Origin of the sequence: Rhodococcus sp. KRD197, from assembly GCF_017168235.1 — a bacterium.
Lineage (GTDB): Bacteria > Actinomycetota > Actinomycetes > Mycobacteriales > Mycobacteriaceae > Rhodococcoides.
In genome coordinates this window covers 262744-279872 of record NZ_JABFAO010000011.1, presented here as the reverse complement: position 1 = coordinate 279872, position 17129 = coordinate 262744, and the positions used below count along the sequence as shown (strand labels likewise).

Here is a 17129-nt window from a genome sequence, read left to right as displayed (position 1 = left end):
GCCAGACCCGTCGACCCGTTATCGATGAACAACGTCGTCGAGCATCTCGTTCATTCCCTCGAGGTCAGGCCTTGAAGCTCTCCAGCGCGCGAATCTTGTTCGTGACGTCGAGGGCGGCGACCTTGTACGCCTCCGACAACGTCGGATAGTTGAAGACGGCATCGACCAGATACTCGACGGTGCCACCGCACCCCATGACTGCCTGCCCGATGTGGATGAGATCGGTGGCGCCCGAGCCGAAGATGTGCACCCCGAGCAGTTTCAGATCCTCGGTGGAGACAAGAAGTTTCAACATCCCGTACGAGTCGCCGGCGATCTGGCCCCGTGCGAGCTCGCGATACCGGGAGACGCCGACCTCGTAGGGCACCGAGTTCTTGGTCAGCTCCACCTCCGTCGCGCCCACGTACGACACCTCGGGGATGGAGTAGATGCCGATCGGCTGCAGATCCATCAACCCCTTGCTCGGCTGGTCGAACGCGTGGTAGCTGGCCAGGCGTCCCTGGTCCATCGATGTGGCCGCGAGAGCGGGGAATCCGATGACGTCACCGACGGCATAGATGTGATCGACCTTGGTCTGGAAGTTGTCGTCGACGAAGATGCGGCCTCTGGCGTCCGCTTCGAGGCCCGCGTTCTCCAGTTCGAGCGACTCCGTCATGCCCTGGCGCCCGGCCGAGTACATCACCGCTTCCGCGGGAATGCGCTTGCCGCTGGCCAGGGTTGTCACCGTGCCGGACGCACCGACGTCCACTGCGGTAACTGCCTCGCCGAAGCGGAACGTGACCGCGAGATCGCGGAGGTGGAATTGAAGCGACTCGACAATTTCACGGTCGCAGAAATCGAGCATCGAATCGCGTTTCTCCACCACCGTCACCTTGGAGCCCAGGGCCGCGAACATCGACGCGTACTCGATCCCGATGACGCCGGCACCCACCACGACCATGGAACTGGGAATGAACTCGAGATTGAGAATTCCGTCGGAGTCCAACACTCGGTAATCGTCGAAGTCCACATCGACGGGTCGGGCGGGCGCGGTACCGGTCGCTATGACGACGTTCTTCGCGGTGACAGTGACACGTTCCCCGCGTTGCTCGTCGTCGACGACGATGGTGTGCGGATCGGCGAATCGTCCGGTGCCGGTGATGAGTTCGATGCGGTTGCGCAGCAACTGCGATCGGACTACCTCGATCTCCTTACCGATCACGTGGGTGGTTCGGGCAAGGAGGTCGGCCGGGGTGATGTTGGCTTTGACGCGGTATCCGGCGCCGTACAACTCCCGCTGGTTCATGCCGGTCAGGTACAGCACGGCCTCGCGCAGCGTCTTGGACGGAATGGTCCCGGTGTTGACGCACACGCCACCGAGCATCGTACCCTTCTCGACAATGGCAACGCGTTTGCCCAGCTTGGCCGCGGCGATCGCAGCTTTCTGGCCACCCGGGCCTGATCCGATCACGACAAGGTCGTATTCCATCGCTACTGACATGGCTCATAAGTACTCCGCGTGTGCAAAGCCCATATGCCGCACGGGTCACGAACTCGTGAACACCCGACACCGGCACGAGTGCGAATGTGGCCACTGTTGCATGGATTGTGGAAGTGTTGATGCTGATAGAACCGAATCGATAGTGGAGGAAAACATGCCGCAGCAGGTCCGGGCCGTCGTTGCCAAAGCCAAGGGTGAGCCGGTGTCGATCGAGTCGATCACGATCCCGGACCCGGGACCTTTCGATGTGGTGGTCAAGATCGCCGCATGCGGTGTGTGCCACACCGATCTGCACTACCGCGAGGGCGGTATCAACGACGAGTTCCCGTTCCTGCTCGGTCACGAGGCTGCCGGCACCGTGGAAACCGTGGGTGATGCCGTAACGCACGTCGAGGTCGGCGATTTCGTGGTTCTGAACTGGCGCGCGGTCTGTGGGGAATGTCGGGCATGCAAGAAGGGAAAGCCCTGGTATTGCTTCGACACCCACAACGCCTCGAAGAAGATGACGCTCGACGATGGCACCGAACTCTCACCCGCCTTGGGCATCGGTGCCTTCGCAGACAAGACCCTCGTGCACGAGGGCCAGTGCACCAAGGTCGATCCCCGATCCGATCCGGCTGTGGTGGGCCTGCTGGGATGCGGCGTCATGGCCGGCCTGGGCGCCGCGATGAACACCGGCAACGTCTCGCGCGGTGACTCGGTGGCCGTGATCGGCTGCGGCGGCGTCGGAGACGCCGCCATCGCCGGTGCCCGACTGGCCGGCGCGACCACGATCATCGCTGTCGATCGGGACCCGGGCAAGCTCGAGTGGGCCAAGGACCTCGGCGCCACCCACACCGTCGACGCCTCGAAGGTCGATGCCGTGGAAGCGGTGCAGGAGTTGACCGACGGATTCGGCGCCGACGTGGTGATCGACGCGGTGGGCCGCCCCGAGACATGGAAGCAGGCCTTCTACGCGCGAGATCTGGCCGGAACGGTCGTCCTGGTGGGCGTTCCGACCCCGGAGATGACCGTCGAGATGCCGCTGATCGATTTCTTCTCGCGTGGTGGGTCGCTGAAGTCGTCGTGGTACGGCGACTGCCTGCCCGAGCGCGACTTCCCGATGCTGGTCGACCTGTACGAGCAGGGGCGGTTGCCGCTCGAGAAGTTCGTGACCGAGCGAATCGGGATAGAGGACGTCGAGGCGGCCTTCGAGGCGATGCACAAGGGCACCGTCCTACGTTCGGTGGTGGAGCTGTGAGCATCAGGGTCGAGAAGGTTGTCACCTCGGGCACGTTCGCCCTCGACGGTGGCGAATGGGATGTCGAGAACAACATCTGGCTGATCGGGGACGACTCGGAGGTCGTCATCGTCGATGCCGCACATTCCGCTGCACCGATTATCGATGCCGTCGGTGGGCGGGTGGTCAAGGCGATCGTGTGCACGCACGGGCACAACGATCACGTCACTGTGGCTCCGGAGCTCTCACGTGAATTGGATGCACCGGTTCTGCTCCATCCGGCGGACGACATGCTCTGGGAACAGACGCACCCGGGGGTCGCACACGGCTCGCTCGAGGACGGACAGCGCATTTCGGTTGCCGGGACGGACATCCTGGCAATGCACACACCCGGGCATTCTCCGGGGTCGACGTGCCTCTACGTCCCGGAGATAGCCCGTTTGTTCTCCGGGGACACCCTGTTCTCAGGTGGGCCGGGCGCAACGGGGCGTTCTTATTCCGACTTCCCGACGATCATCGGTTCGATCAGGGATCGGTTGTTCTCCTTGCCCGCGGAGACGAAGGTGTGCACCGGGCATGGAGAAGGCACCAGCATCGGCGAGGAGTCGCCGCACCTCGAAGAATGGATCAAGCGAGGCAGCTGATGCCGCGGCTCTGCTCGACCGATCGGGGCGACACTCCGCTGCCACCGGCGCGCACCCGAGCAGAGCCGAGCACGTGAGAAGCTGAACCGGTCACCGTCGGCATTCGTTCGTCGCGACGGCGTCGGGCATCACACACCGTCTTGGACCGGAGGATCTCTCGTGCAGCGCCGATTCGTACTGCGTCACCACCCGCTCATGGCCGCCCTGGCAGGTGCGACCATGATCGCGCTGGCCGGATGCAGCACCGACGTTTCCGGCTCGCCACAACCGGCCCAGCAGGGCAGTGTCTCGGGGCAGGGCGGTACGTCGGAGCCAGGCGGTGAGGATTCGGGTGGGACATCGCAGGGACAGGCTCCCGCGGACGAGGTCGATCTCGGAGCCCTGCTCGTCGATCCTTCGGTATTTCCGCCGCCCTACGACGCCATCGTTCTTCCGCCGCAAGCTATCACGCAGGCCTCTCCGGACCTGACGGGTATTCCGGCCGGCGCCGAGGTCTCGCCCGCCGGGTGCAAACCGGTCGACGTGCAACCGGAGCGGGCGGCAATGATCGTCGGGACCGACAACACCGACCGCGCGACGATCTCGGTGGAATTGATCGCAGTCGACGAGCCACTCTCGGTCCGGGAGGAGCAACTCGACGCGTGTGCGGAGGTGACGGCCACGAAGTCGGGGGCGACCTCGACGATTCGGTCGACCGTGACTCCCGCGCCACCGATAGATGCCGACGACACCCTGGCGGTGCGTCAAACCGTGTCCTCGGGCACCGGGTCCGATTCCGTCACGCAGTCGATGTTGACACTGATGGCTCAGGTGGGCGACATCCGTATCTCTGCCACGTACATGTCCTTCGATGACACCGCGCCGGATGCGGCCACCCTCGACGAGATTTTCACGACCGCAGTTCTGAAGGTCAAAGCAGGCTGACCTGCGGTTTCGCGCTAGCACGGAGGTCCGACAGACATCACGTGTGAGGACCACGCCGACCGGCACTTGTCCACAGGCGGTGCGGCCATCCACAGGCGATCTGTAGCCCCAGGTCGGCGCCGCCCTGATGCATGGTGCCGTGTGCAGGCTGTGCGTCATGACGACTCATCCGGATACACCCCGCTCATCGATGTCCCGGCCGCAGATCGCCGGAGCCCACGAGCTCATCGCCGCAGTGCCGGCGTTCCTGGGATTCGTCCCGCACCGGTCACTGATACTGATCGGTACACGCGAATCGAATGTCGGAAGTGTCACGGTCGACACCGTGATGCGCTACGACATGAGCCTGCCGAGCGAGAGCAATGTCCGAGTGCTCGGCGGCGACGCCCGTCAGCCCGTCACCTCTGAGATGGCCGAGGCGATCGACCATTTCGCGGACGTGTGCGCACGCAACGGTGCGAGCGCTGCCGTGGCGGTGATCGTCGACGATCGCGCGGTGACTGCGATGGGTTCGAACGTCGATCGGCGGCTGCGTGCCGTGGCCGCGCGACTGGGTGAGACTCTGCGCCTGCGTGGTACGACGTTGACTGCGGCCTATCTCACCCGCGAACTCGTGTGCGGTGCCCGGTGGATGACGGTGACGGGACCGGTCGACGGCGGTGTGCTGACCGATCCAGCACTCTCTCCTGTCGCTCTTGCGTACCTACTCGAGGGCCGCAGGACACACGACTCGCGGGAAACCTTGAAGCACGCGTTGATGCCTGTCGACACAGCGGAGAGTCGAGAGGTCGCCGAGTGCATGACCCACGCGCGGCGACTCGACCGCGCTTGCGACCGAACTTCACTCGAGTCACTCCTCGGGCAGCTCGCCTCGTGGGCAGCCGAGCCGCCCGATCGCCCAGCCGTTGTTGCGCTGGCACCGGCGAAGACGGCCGAGTTCGGTATCGCATTGACCAGCGTCATGGTTCGAGACAGTCTCCTCGCGATGACTCTGACCCGATTTTCCGATATCGCCGAGCAACTGTGGCTGTTCCTGATGAAGATGCTACCGGCGCCGGAGCGCGCTTGTCCCGCAGCACTTGTCGGCTTCAGCGCCTATGCCCGCGGCGAAGGAACGCTCGCGGCGCTCGCGATCGAGATCGCACTCGACGCCGACCCCGACTACTCTTTGGCGCGCCTGCTGGAGCGGTCGCTGCTGGCGGGGGCGCGACCGGGCATGATTCGTGAAGTAGCGCTCAGCGGATATGCCGTGGCAGAACTGTGCGGCGTACGTCTACCGCCGCCGCTCGACTAGATCGACGGCGTCCGTGCCGCGTGTGATCGATCGCCGAGGTTTTTCAGGAAGGTCCAGGCATCGGAGACGATCACATCGAGGTCGGTGAACTGCGGAGTCCAGCCGAGCTCCGCCATCGCACGCTCGCTCGATGCGATGAGGACGGCGGGGTCACCGGCGCGGCGAGGAGCATTCTCGACCGCGATCGGTAGATCCGTCACTCGAGAACACGCGTCGATGACCTCGCTGACCGAAAAGCCGGTCCCGCTGCCGAGGTTGTAGATGCGGTGGGTGCCGGGCTCGGAGGACTCGAGGGCGAGAATGTGGGCCTCGGCCAAGTCGGACACGTGGATGTAGTCACGCACGGCCGTACCGTCCGGGGTCGGCCAATCGGTACCGAAGACGGATATCTTGTCGCGCTGTCCGAGGGCCGTCCGCAGCACGAGGGGTATCAGATGTGTCTCTACCACTCTGTTTTCGCCGAACTCACCGTATGCCCCGGCAACGTTGAAGTATCGGAGGCTGGTGGCTGCGAGACCGTAGGCGTCGGCGTAAGAGGTGATCGCATGGTCGATGGCCAATTTGGTTGCGCCGTAGGGATTGGTGGGCGCTGTGGGCATCGATTCGGTGATGGGGGTGTGCTCGGGTTCGCCGTACGTCGCCGCTGTCGAGGAGAACACCAGTCGCGTGGTGTTCGTTTCGCGCATCGCGTCGAGCAGAGCCAGCGTGGTGACGACGTTCCCGGACCAGTATTCCGCGGGAGAAACGACCGACTCGCCGACGAGCGATCGAGCCGCGAAGTGAAGAACACCGTCCACGTCGCCACCACCGAGGACCGATGACGCCACGTCCTTGATGTCGGCCTCGACGAACGTGGCCTTCGGCGGAACAGCGTCGCGATTGCCCGTCGACAGATTGTCCACCACGATCACCTCGTGCCCACGATCGATCAAAACCGCAGCACAGACACTTCCGACGTAACCCGCGCCGCCGGTCACCACTAGCTTCACTCTTCGTCTCCTGAACTAGACCCGCTTGACCTGAACGGCGTGGGCCATCTCTTCCGCGATGTCGATTCCGCCGTGACCGGGGACCGTGATGGTCACGGTGCCTGGCTTGGCCTCGACCGTGACACGTGCGTCGGGAACCACTCCCGCATCACGTAATTGTGAGATGACATCGGGGTCGGACTGCACGTGCTCGGCGAGCCGTCGTACCACCACTGCTGTCGATTCCCCGTGCGGCAGATCGGTCAGGCGCACCAGAACCTCGGCTGTCGCCGCGGGGCGAACGAGGCCCAGTTCTTCCAGGCCGGGTATGGGGTTGCCGTAGGGCGAGGTCGTCGGATTGTTCAGCACCGCGACCAGTCGACGTTCGACCTCCTCGCTCATCACGTGCTCCCAACGACACGCCTCGGCGTGCACGTCTTCCCATCTGAGCCCGATGATGTCGACGAGCAGCCGTTCGGCTAGGCGATGTTTGCGCATCACGGACACGGCGAGACTGCGACCCTTTTCGGTCAACTCCAGATGCCGGTCACCTGCAACCGACAGCAAGCCGTCGCGTTCCATTCGTGCAACGGTTTGGCTGACGGTGGGACCGCTCTGCTCGAGGCGTTCTGCGATACGTGCTCGCAGTGGTACGACGCCCTCTTCTTCCAAATCGTAGATCGTCCGGAGATACATCTCCGTGGTGTCGACCAGATCCTTCACACTCAACCCCTTCGTCGTCGGCGATTCTACCGTTGATCGGCGCAGATTGGCGCCGCAGCCCGCCAGGCTGGCGTGCCGCCGCGCTTTACTCGTCGGTAATCCGATGCAACACCGGCGGGTGCTCGCGCAGTCCCGGCGCGGCAAGTAGCGTTGCGTTTCATGGCAGACCAGGCGATGCAAGCCCCACCCGGAGCGGCGGGGGCAGTCGACGACATCGTCGTATGGAGTGCCGAATACCTCGCCTATCGGTGGAGCGACGACCATCCGATGAACCCGACGCGCCTCGACCTGACGATGTCGCTGGCACGTCAGATCGGCGTCCTGGAGGGGATCGAGGGGGTTGCGCCGACGTCAGCGTCGGACGAGGAGTTGCTTCGCATTCACACCCCCGCCTACATCGAGGCGGTGAAGCGGGCTCCGGACAAAGGACTGTCGATACTGCATCCCGATCAGGTCGAACACGGCCTGGGATCCGAGGACAACCCGGTCTTCCGTCACATGCACGAGGCCAGCGCAATGTTGACCGGAGGTTCGCTGACCGCGGCGCGAGAGATAGCCTCGGGCCGAGCCCGCCGCGCGGTGAGCATCGGCGGCGGCATGCACCACGCGATGCCGGACTGGGCATCTGGATTCTGCGTCTACAACGACGCCGCGGTTGCGATCTCGTGGCTGCTCGACAACGGCTTCGATCGCATCGCCTACATCGACGTCGATGCCCATCACGGCGACGGGGTGCAGCACGCCTTCCTGCACGATCCGCGGGTGCTGACTGTCTCCCTGCACCAGCATCCAGCCACGTTGTGGCCCAACACCGGTTGGTCCAGCGAGATCGGCAGGGGTGCCGCGGAAGGGACGTCCATCAATGTGCCGCTTCTGCCAGGGACGGGAGATCGGTTGTGGTTGCGTGCATTCCACGCCATTGTTCCTGGCGCAATCGCAGCTTTCCGGCCCCAGATCATCGTCAGTCAATGCGGAGTGGACAGTCATCGAGAGGATCCGCTGGCGGACCTTTCGCTGACGGTGGACGGGCAGAACGCGGCGTTCCTGGCCATGCGCGATCTGGCCGACGCGCACTCCGAGGGTCGGTGGTTGGCGGTCGGGGGTGGTGGATACGGACTCATACGTGTCGTTCCGCGTGCCTGGACTCATCTGATCGGCGCCGCACTCGGACGCGGGGTCGATGCACTCGCCCCGATACCGGACGAGTGGCGGGATCGAGTTCGGGCGATGGCGCCGAGCGTCGACCTGCCACAGGTCATGGGTGACGGGGGAGACGTCGACTTCCCCGTCTGGGACGGGCCCGGCGGCGCGGTGGATGGTTCCGGTGAACCCGCGGACCGTGCACTGGAACGCGTCGATTCCGCCATCATCGCGACAAGACGCGCAGTCTTTCCCCTGCTCGGCCTCGATCCGGAGGATCCACGTGACTGAACCCACCCCCAAGGAACGCGAACGGATCGCGGCCGAGACGTCGTTTCCGAAGCACTGGGTCGCCGACGTACTCGCTTCCGACGGAGGTGCGGTTCATCTCCGACCGATCGTGCCGTCCGACGCGGAGGCGCTGATCACCTTTCACAGCAAACTGTCCGAACGCACTCGTTATATGCGCTACTTCGGCCCGTACCCGAGGATGCCCGAGCGCGACGTGCTCAACTTCACCACCGTGGATCACCATTCGCGGGTCGCGTTGGTGGCCATCCTGGGCGACGACATCATCGCCGTCGGGCGTTACGAGCGACTCCCCGAGGGCGACGGCAACTCCGCCGAGGTCGCGTTCGTTGTAGCCGACAGTCACCAGGGTCGCGGCCTGGGGCCGATTCTGCTCGAGCACCTCGCCGGTGCCGCAGCGGAAAACGGAGTGTCGATGTTCGTCGCAGAGGTGCTTGCCGAGAACCGCAACATGGTCTCGGTCTTCCGTGAAGCGGGGTACCAGGTCTCGCGGACCTTCGAAGGTGGAGTTCTACGACTGGATTTCGCGATCGACCCCAGTGAAGCTCTGCTGTCGGTGCGCAATTCGCGGGAACGCGCAGCCGAAGCGCGCAGTGTGCGCAATGTGCTGAGCCCGTCGTCCGTCGCGGTCATCGGCGCGTCCACCGACAGCTCCAAGGTTGGCAACGCCGTCCTGGCGAACCTGCTCGCGGCAGGTTTCACCGGACCGGTGTATCCGGTCAACGCCGACCACCGGTCGGTTCGCGGGGTACGCGCCTATCGCACTGTCAGGGACATACCGGACCCGGTCGATCTGGCGATCGCTGCGGTGCCGGCCGACTCGATCGATGGTGTGCTCGACGACTGTTTGGACAAGGGTGTCAAGGCGCTGGTGGTGGTGTCGGGCGGCTTCGCGGAGACCGGCGCCGAGGGACAGGAGAAGGAGCGAAGGCTCGTCCATGCCGCCCGTGCGCACGGTATGCGGCTCGTCGGCCCGAACGCGCTGGGAGTGGCCAACACCGACCCCGCATTCGCGCTGAACGCCACCCTTGCACCGCACCTGCCGATGCCAGGGCACGTCGGATTCTTCTGTCAGTCCGGCGCTCTGGGCATCGCCATCCTCGATCAGGCGGCCAAGCGCAGCCTCGGGCTCTCGACCTTCGTTTCGGCCGGAAATCGCGCGGACGTGTCCGGCAACGATCTGCTGCAGTACTGGGACTCGGACCCGGCCACCGAGGTGGTTCTCCTGTACCTCGAAAGCTTCGGCAACCCACGCAAGTTCACCCGTATCGCCCGGCGAGTGGCGCGCACCAAACCGATCGTGGCGGTCAAGAGCGGCCGAGGTGCGGTACCTCCGGCGCTCGCCACCGGACCGGATATCGACGATTCCATCGTGCGTGCGCTGTTCGAGCAGGCAGGGGTGATCCAAGTCGACACGATCGCCCAGCTCTTCGACTGTGCGATTCTCTTCGGCTACCAACCGCTGCCTACGGGGCCGCGGGTTGCGGTGGTCGGCAACTCCACCGCCCTCGGCGTGCTGGCAGTGGATGCTGCGCGGGCGGAAGGTCTGCACGCTGGGGCATCGATCGATGTCGGCCCCCAGGCCGGCCCCACCGAGTTCGCGGCGGCGGTATCGGGCGCGCTCGAGGCCGACGACGTCGATTCTGTGATCGTCGTGTTCGTCCCGCCGGTGGCGGTGACCGTCGAACCGTTCGCCGCTGCACTCGGTGAGGCAGTGCACGGCGCAGACAAGCCAGTTCTCACCACGTTTCTCGCCACCGAAGGCATCCCCGACGTCTTGGCTGTGCGCGGAGAACAGGGACAACCGGTTCGAGGGTCGGTGCCGTCGTATTCCAGTCCCGAACGAGCAGTATCCGCACTCGCCAAGGCCTGGCGTTACTCGGCCTGGCGGAGCCGACCGGTATCGCAACCAGTACGCCCCAACGGCATAGATTCCGAACGCGCCACAGCGCTGGTACGTCAGTGGGTGTCGAACGACACCGACCGATGGCTCTCCGATTTCGAGGCTGCCGAGTTGCTGTCCTGCTACGGGATCGACGTCGTGGAGTTCAAGACTGTCACCGACGAGGAGGAGGCAGTCGCCGCTGCGGAAGAGCTGCGCTATCCGGTCGCTCTCAAAGCGACGGGCGAGCAGTGGCGACACCGTCCGGACCTCGGGGGCGTTCGGCTCGATCTCGCCGGTGCCGATGCGGTGCGCTTCGCCTATCGAGCCCTGGCAGCCGAGTCGGGCGAACCTCTGCTGCACGTACAGAAGATGGCACACAAGGGAATTGGATGTGTCGTGCGCGTGCAGGACGATCCCTCGTTCGGCTCCCTCGTGTCGTTCGGGTTGGCCGGGGTTATCTCGGACCTGCTCGGCGACCGCGCATACCGCGTGCTCCCGCTGACCGAGGACGAATCGGTCGAGCTCATCGACGCGCCGAAGGCAGCGCCGCTGCTGTCCGGTTACCGAAACGCGGTGCCTGTCAACAAGAAGGCACTGGTGGATCTGGTTCAGCGCGTGTCTGCCATGGCAGACGACATTCCGGAGATCAGAGAGTTGGCGTGCGAACCGGTGCTGGCGTCGGCAAGCGCCGCAGAGATCACCGACGCCCGGGTAAGACTGGGACCCGAGCCGACTCGCAACGATCTCGGGCCGCGCCGGTTGCGCTAGTGCGGCGCGCCTGAAGTTATTGGGCGGTACCGTTTTGGTTCAACAACCGTTCGTCTGGACCAAAACCGCCGAGCAGATATCCAAGAAAGCGAACCGCCCAACAACTTCAAACGCGGACCACCAGTAGCGTACGAATCGGCTCGGTGATTCTCGGCAAGCATGCTCAGATATTCGACTCGAGTAGGTATGAGAGGGATGCTGGTGACTGAGGGGAAAGTCGACCTGTGGAATGCCGAAGAAGGATGGGGTGTAATCGTTTCGGCAGAAACTCCATCGGGATGTTGGTTTCACTTCAGCAACCTGTGGAGGCCTGACATGCCGGAGTTGAAGCCAGGCCAGCAAGCCTCGATCTCGCCGCCGCGAAACGCCGTCCTAGGAGAAACTGTCGATTACGAATGGATCGCAAACGCAGGCGACGGTTACCAATTTTTCGCCACCAACGTTCGGCCCAGACGACCAGGCCCCTCGGTCGAGGTGGTTTCCGAATAGCTGACGTCTCAGACGCGCCGATAGCCGCCGCATTTTAGGGGGTGCCGCGCTTATTCGCCCAGAACCCCAAGAATATTTGGCGTCGTCACGACCCGGGAACCCCCAGGACGGGCAGCGACGGTGAGCACGTAGGCGTCGCCGTGTAATTCGCGTCGAGAGCACCGAGCACGATGTGTGCCGTCGTCGGCGAGTAGGTGAGCTGATAGTGGTCCGAGTAGTCCTGGCCGCACAGGTCCTGGACGACGACGTTGCTCACGTTTCGTCCTTCGAGGACGCCGGTCGTGTACGGGGTGGCGTTCTGGTCGTAACGCGTCATGATGTTGGTGAACTGCACGCTGGGCGCCGCATCGCCGTGCGGGTCGAGTTCGGCGAGGAATGCTGAGCCGGACACCATGTCGCGGCACGCCCCGCACACGTCCGTCAGCACCTGCCCGGCCGGCGAGGAATACAGCTCGCCGATCAGACCGGCGAGCCCCCACTGGGACGTCCCCCGGTACAGGGGCGCGATGCCGATGTATCGGTCGACCTTGTCGGCACCGCCGAGCCGGGTCAGGAAGTGGAACGGCATCGTCCCTCCCTCGGAGTGCCCGATCAGGTCGATCGCGTCGGCGCCGGTGTCGGCGAGGACCTCGTCGACGAACCGGGCGAACTCGGTGGCGCTCGGCTCGACGGGCGTGATGCCACCGAGTGTGCCGGAGAAATCCGCCCTGCCGTAGTCGAAGGTGAACACGCAGTAACCGCGATCGCGGAGCAGTGGGGCCAGTGCCTGCCAGGTCAGTGTGGAATTCGAGACGAACCCATGCAGAAGGACGACAGGGTTTCGCTCCGACCGGCAGGTGGGATCGTTGGTGCCCGCCGGAGCGCTGCCCGGGTCAGCAGCCTGTGCCCGGACCCCGGCCAGGTAGCTGAAGGGGTAGTCCGACGGTTCCGGTGCCTGCTGTGCGATGGCCGGCGCGGCCGTTGCTGCCATGACGGCTGCGACGGTGGCAGCCGAGATGGCGGTGGCGAGTGTGTGCACGAATCGGATTCCCATGACCCCTCCTCGATTGACTGACCGGTCGGTCATTAACGGGAACGGTACACTCACGACCCGGACGAGGGAAGGTGGTCTCTGTGGCGCGTCCCGCTGGACCCGGACGTCGAGCGCTGCTCGATGCGGGAATGTCGCTTGCGGAGGAGAAGGGCGTCGGCGCACTGTCGATCAGCGCCGTGACCACCACCGCCGGGATGGCCAAAGGTAGCTTTTACCAGCATTTTCCGGATCGGCATAGCTACATCGTCGAGCTTCATCGCAGATACCACGACCAGCTGGAATCCCTGATGACGTCGGCGATCGAGGGGCTGCCCCCGGGGATCGAACGGCTACGCACCGGGTTCGTTGCCTTCCTCGATGCCTGCCTGGCTACGCCGGGAACGAAAGCGTTTCTCGCGCAGGCACGATCGGAAACCGATTTGGGCGAGCAGGTTGCCGAGCGCAATGCGATGTTTGCCGCTCTCGTGCGCGCGGATCTCGAGGTGATCGGCTGGTCGCCGGCCGCACCCATCGCGACCCTCGCGGTCGCGATGGCTGCCGACGTGAGCCTTCAGGAGCTCGGCGCGCGGGGGCCCCGTGACGACCTGCGGGCCGCGGTGCTCGCCATCGTGGCACATCCGGTGGACATCGCCGTGCCGCCGACGTGAGGACCGCGCCCACGGATCGCCGTGGCGCGTAGTGCAGCTCGGCGAACTCGTCGTACAGCGACTGCGCTGCGTTGAGCGGGATGACTCTACAGCTCCTGCTTGAAAGCGAGTAAAGGAGCCATCAGATCGCTACGGCGCGTGGAAGGTTCCAATGCCCGGGATCGACGGCTGGCCGGCGGCCGGTGCGAACGGCGATCCGATTACCTGCGTTGTCAACACGATTCGGCCCGATCCGGTGGGCGCAACCACGCTGGTCGGCGTCGGGTCGATGAAGTGCTCACATGGCTTGACAGTGACAGATCCAGTGGCACCCGTGTTGAAGTTGAGGTAGGAGATCTTGACGAGAGCACGTCCGGCCGTCGTCGAACACACCTCGGGCCTGGCGGGAGCGGCGAATTCTGTCGTCGCCGGAGCCAGTGACCGCGCGGTTACTGTCGCAAAGACAGGGCTGGGAACGACGAGCCCGCTGACGGCGAAGGCCGTCGCCGGGATCTGATAGACAGGTACGGGGGCAGGGGCGGCCTGTGCGAGTCCACCTCCCACGAACACAGCTGCGAACATTGCCGCGATGGTTGCAATTCGAAGTCCGAGGTTGCGCAAGGCCTTTTCCCTTCTCGTCGTGAGCCGAGTCGGGACGGTGGACTATTTCGTGTCATCGCCTGGGTTGGCGCGGCCTCCACGGTCGTCGACTACTGATATCGCTCTGTCTCGGATTTATCGACGTGCACCGCGGCCGCATTACCAAACCGGAAATCACGGTTCGATGACGTTCCGGCGCGTCGACATGTCGACCCACATCCCAAAGGGTCGGGCCGATAAACGCGACTTCTACAAATGCACGCAGCGGCCGAACCCGGATTCCCAGAGGGGGGAGGAAAACCGGGTCGGCCGCCGCGTGGGGGTGAGACCGCAGGAATTGTTCACTACTGTCTCACCTGTTCTGGGGGTCAGCTGGCGTAAGAACGCAGCTTCTCGGCCCGATCGCCCTGGCGAAGCTTGACCATCACCTCGCGTTCGATCTGACGCACGCGCTCGCGTGAGAGACCGAACAGCTTTCCGATCTGGTCGAGAGTTCGGGGCTGGCCGTCGTCCAAGCCGTACCGGAGCCGGATGACCTGCTGTTCGCGCTCGTCCAATGTTCCGAGGACAGTGCGCACGTCACTGTGCAGCAGTCCGGCGATGACCGCGTTCTCGGCGGAAGTCGCCTCGGCATCCTCGATGAAGTCTCCGAGAGGGGCTTCCTCGTCGCTGCCGACCGGCATGTCCAAGCTCACCGGGTCGCGACTGTGGTCGAGGAGATCCGCGATCTTCTCCGCGGGGATACCGGACTCGTTCGACAATTCCTCGTCGGTGGCCTCGCGTCCGAGCTGCTGATGCAACTCGCGCTTGATGCGTGCGAGTTTGTTCACCTGCTCTACTAGGTGGACGGGAAGCCGAATGGTTCGGCTCTGATCGGCCATGCCGCGGGTGATGGCCTGTCGGATCCACCAGGTTGCGTACGTCGAGAACTTGAAGCCCTTCGCGTAGTCGAACTTCTCCATGGCGCGAATCAGACCCAGATTGCCCTCCTGGATGAGGTCCAGCAGCGGCATTCCGCGACCGGTGTACCGCTTGGCGAGAGAGACGACCAGACGCAGGTTGGCCTCCAACAGGTGGCTACGGGCTGCACTTCCGTCGCGCACGATGATGGCCAGGTTGCGCTTCTTCGCCGCCGTGAGGCGCTTGCCGTTCTCCAGCACGTTCTTCGCATACAACCCAGCTTCGATTCGCTTGGCGAGGTCGACCTCTTCGTCAGCGGTCAGCAGGGCGGTGCGACCGATACCGTTGAGGTAGACGCGAACGAGGTCTGCGGCCGGGCTCTGGGCGTCGAGATCAGCATCGCTGGGGCGCGGGCGGGTAGTGGTGCTGGGGCTGGTCATGACTTGCCTCCTGATCGGTGGTGTCTCATAGGGATCAACGTCCGGGCGAGTTAGAAAAGTTCCCACGCTCCACCGTGTACTACCCCGTCTGACCTGGGTCTATCCCTCAGCGGTCCTGAGAAGTTGCTGAGAACGTCTCAGCGGCGGGAACCGGGCCGCCGGCCCGTCTCGGACGCACCAATCCATGTCGATGAAGCCCCGCCACCAGAGTGCTCGACGCGTCCAACAATGCGGTTTCGTCGATGCCGTGCGCAGCGGCCAGCAGTTCGACGAGTTCACACAGAGTCAGTCCACCCGGATTCATGCCCGCGAGCAGCGCTGCACCCAGATCGTCGATCTCGTGCTGCCAATTCGGTCCGTTGCCGCGGTGCACCCGGGTGACCTCGAGCGACCATCCCTCGTCGCCCGGCAGATACACCCGCTCGAGTGCGGTGGCCGGATCGAGTTCGAACACCGTATCTGCGTAGTCGTGCTCGCGGGAGAAGGTCAATCGGTCGAAGTAGTCGACGGCCTCGTCACCCAGCGGATCGTCGAAGGCATGTCGCAGGTCCTCGGCGAGGACATCGCTCGGTAGATCCGTTTTTCTGAGATAGACGAAACCGAAGCCGATCCCGGTGACCTCGGCCGCAGCGAAGTGCTCGAGCCACATCTGAGCGCGCGTCGAGCCTGCTTCGTCCCGGGGATCGACCCCGCCGTCGCGCAACCACGTCCCCACGTACAGCGCCGGGTCGGCCACATCACGCTGAAGAATCCACGCGTCGACGCCGTGGTCGGGGAGCCAGGAGGCGACACGGGAGCGCCAGTCCTCACCCTCCACGTGCACCCACGAAGCGAGGATCACGGCGATACCCCCCGGTTCGAGGTGGGCAGGGGTCTGCTCGACCATCAGCTTGCTGGCACCGTCCAGGTCCAAGCCGGAGTCTCGGTAACTGTGGTCGACAGTGCCGAGACCGACCACGAACGGGGGGTTGGCGACGATGCGGTCGAATCGACGGCCCGCCACGGGTTCGAACCACGAGCCCTGCAGCAGTTCGAGGGTCATTTCGTTCAGCGCTGCAGTCGCGGCGGCGAGCAACATCGATCGTGGGCTGATGTCGGTGCCCGTCACCGATCGTGCGTAGCCGGCTGCGTGCACCGCCTGTACACCGCAACCGGTCCCGACATCGAGTACATGTTCCGCAGGTCTCGTGGGGGTACCTCGGAGCAACGACAACGACGCCTGACCTACGCCGAGAACATGGTCGGGTGCGGTGGGGGCGGGCCGCATGCTTCCGTCCAAGTCGGAAACGACCCAACGTGTGCCCGTGCCGGTATCGAGCGGCCGGATGTCCACCAACGTGCGAACGACATCGGGGCCGCTCCGGGTGACGATCGTGGCATCCACGGCGTCGTCGATCGACAGCGGCGCGAGCGCGGCGGCCGCGTCGCGCACGTCGACGTCGTCCACGAGCAGGAACAGGCGAACCAGCGTTCCCAGCTCACCGAGATCGCGGGCGGCCATACGGACCGGCGCCGGTTCGCCGCGGCCGAGAGCGGCGTGGGCCGCGTCTCCGAGCGCCTCGAGTAGCGAGTCGGCGTCATAGTGGCACCGGAGGAATGCCGCACGCAGCAGCGGGCAGGCCGAGAGCAGAGTTGCAGTCACTCGGACAGTCTTTCAGCTCCCGAGGGGGCACCATTCGGGAGTGGA

14 protein-coding genes are annotated in these 17129 nt (G+C 64.7%); 7 read left to right on the top strand and 7 right to left on the bottom strand.

Annotated features, from left to right (window positions below; translation table 11 throughout):
- Positions 1 to 64 precede the first annotated feature (64 nt).
- Positions 65 to 1480, bottom strand: coding sequence for a Si-specific NAD(P)(+) transhydrogenase (gene sthA, locus J1M86_RS17095; RefSeq protein ID WP_206510749.1), 1416 nt, complete (start codon positions 1478 to 1480; stop codon positions 65 to 67).
- Positions 1481 to 1634: 154 nt separating this feature from the next.
- Between sthA and J1M86_RS17090 the strand changes: the two genes are divergently transcribed.
- The 4 genes from J1M86_RS17090 (at position 1635) to J1M86_RS17075 (ending at position 5561) form a co-directional block, all read left to right on the top strand.
- Positions 1635 to 2720 (top strand): S-(hydroxymethyl)mycothiol dehydrogenase, encoded by a 1086-nt coding sequence (locus tag J1M86_RS17090; RefSeq protein ID WP_206510748.1) that lies wholly within the window; start codon positions 1635 to 1637, stop codon positions 2718 to 2720.
- Positions 2717 to 3343 carry an MBL fold metallo-hydrolase gene (locus tag J1M86_RS17085; RefSeq protein WP_075840046.1) on the top strand — a complete coding sequence of 209 codons (627 nt, stop codon included), beginning with the start codon at positions 2717 to 2719 and terminating at the stop codon, positions 3341 to 3343. The genes J1M86_RS17090 and J1M86_RS17085 overlap by 4 nt, the downstream gene beginning before the upstream one ends.
- A 195-nt stretch (positions 3344 to 3538) precedes the next feature.
- A complete protein-coding gene (locus tag J1M86_RS17080; RefSeq protein ID WP_206511093.1) occupies positions 3539 to 4267 on the top strand; it encodes a sensor domain-containing protein in 729 nt (242 codons plus the stop codon).
- 157 nt (positions 4268 to 4424) lie between these two features.
- Positions 4425 to 5561, top strand: coding sequence for a DUF4192 domain-containing protein (locus J1M86_RS17075; protein WP_206510747.1), 1137 nt, complete (start codon positions 4425 to 4427; stop codon positions 5559 to 5561).
- Here the strand turns inward: J1M86_RS17075 and galE are convergent.
- Together galE and J1M86_RS17065 are read right to left on the bottom strand one after the other, a co-directional pair.
- A complete protein-coding gene (galE, locus tag J1M86_RS17070) occupies positions 5558 to 6550 on the bottom strand; it encodes a UDP-glucose 4-epimerase GalE (protein ID WP_075840044.1) in 993 nt (330 codons plus the stop codon). The two genes, J1M86_RS17075 and galE, sit on opposite strands and share 4 nt — an antisense overlap.
- A 15-nt stretch (positions 6551 to 6565) precedes the next feature.
- Entirely contained in the window at positions 6566 to 7252 is a 687-nt protein-coding gene (locus tag J1M86_RS17065; protein ID WP_075840043.1) for a metal-dependent transcriptional regulator, read from the bottom strand.
- Between the two features lie 159 nt (positions 7253 to 7411).
- On the opposite strand from J1M86_RS17065, the gene J1M86_RS17060 reads away from it, so the two are divergent.
- Both J1M86_RS17060 and J1M86_RS17055 read left to right on the top strand, forming a co-directional pair.
- A complete protein-coding gene (locus J1M86_RS17060; protein WP_206510746.1) occupies positions 7412 to 8683 on the top strand; it encodes an acetoin utilization protein AcuC in 1272 nt (423 codons plus the stop codon).
- Complete coding sequence (locus tag J1M86_RS17055) at positions 8676 to 11354, top strand: bifunctional GNAT family N-acetyltransferase/acetate--CoA ligase family protein (protein ID WP_206510745.1); 2679 nt, start codon at positions 8676 to 8678, stop codon at positions 11352 to 11354. Before J1M86_RS17060 ends, J1M86_RS17055 begins: the two co-directional genes overlap by 8 nt.
- Positions 11355 to 11928: 574 nt before the next feature.
- On the opposite strand, the gene J1M86_RS17050 is transcribed toward J1M86_RS17055, so the two are convergent.
- Entirely contained in the window at positions 11929 to 12876 is a 948-nt protein-coding gene (locus J1M86_RS17050) for a triacylglycerol lipase (RefSeq protein ID WP_206510744.1), read from the bottom strand.
- Between the two features lie 80 nt (positions 12877 to 12956).
- On the opposite strand from J1M86_RS17050, the gene J1M86_RS17045 reads away from it, so the two are divergent.
- Entirely contained in the window at positions 12957 to 13523 is a 567-nt protein-coding gene (locus J1M86_RS17045; protein ID WP_307786667.1) for a TetR/AcrR family transcriptional regulator, read from the top strand.
- A 129-nt stretch (positions 13524 to 13652) separates the two neighbouring features.
- On the opposite strand, the gene J1M86_RS17040 is transcribed toward J1M86_RS17045, so the two are convergent.
- From J1M86_RS17040 to J1M86_RS17030, 3 genes are all read right to left on the bottom strand, one after another.
- Entirely contained in the window at positions 13653 to 14084 is a 432-nt protein-coding gene (locus J1M86_RS17040) for a hypothetical protein (protein WP_075840202.1), read from the bottom strand.
- Positions 14085 to 14470: 386 nt separating this feature from the next.
- Positions 14471 to 15442: a sigma-70 family RNA polymerase sigma factor gene (locus tag J1M86_RS17035; protein ID WP_075840039.1), complete on the bottom strand. Its 972-nt coding sequence runs from the start codon at positions 15440 to 15442 to the stop codon at positions 14471 to 14473.
- Between the two features lie 106 nt (positions 15443 to 15548).
- Positions 15549 to 17084 (bottom strand): methyltransferase, encoded by a 1536-nt coding sequence (locus J1M86_RS17030; RefSeq protein ID WP_206510743.1) that lies wholly within the window; start codon positions 17082 to 17084, stop codon positions 15549 to 15551.
- Between the last annotated feature and the right edge of the window lie 45 nt (positions 17085 to 17129).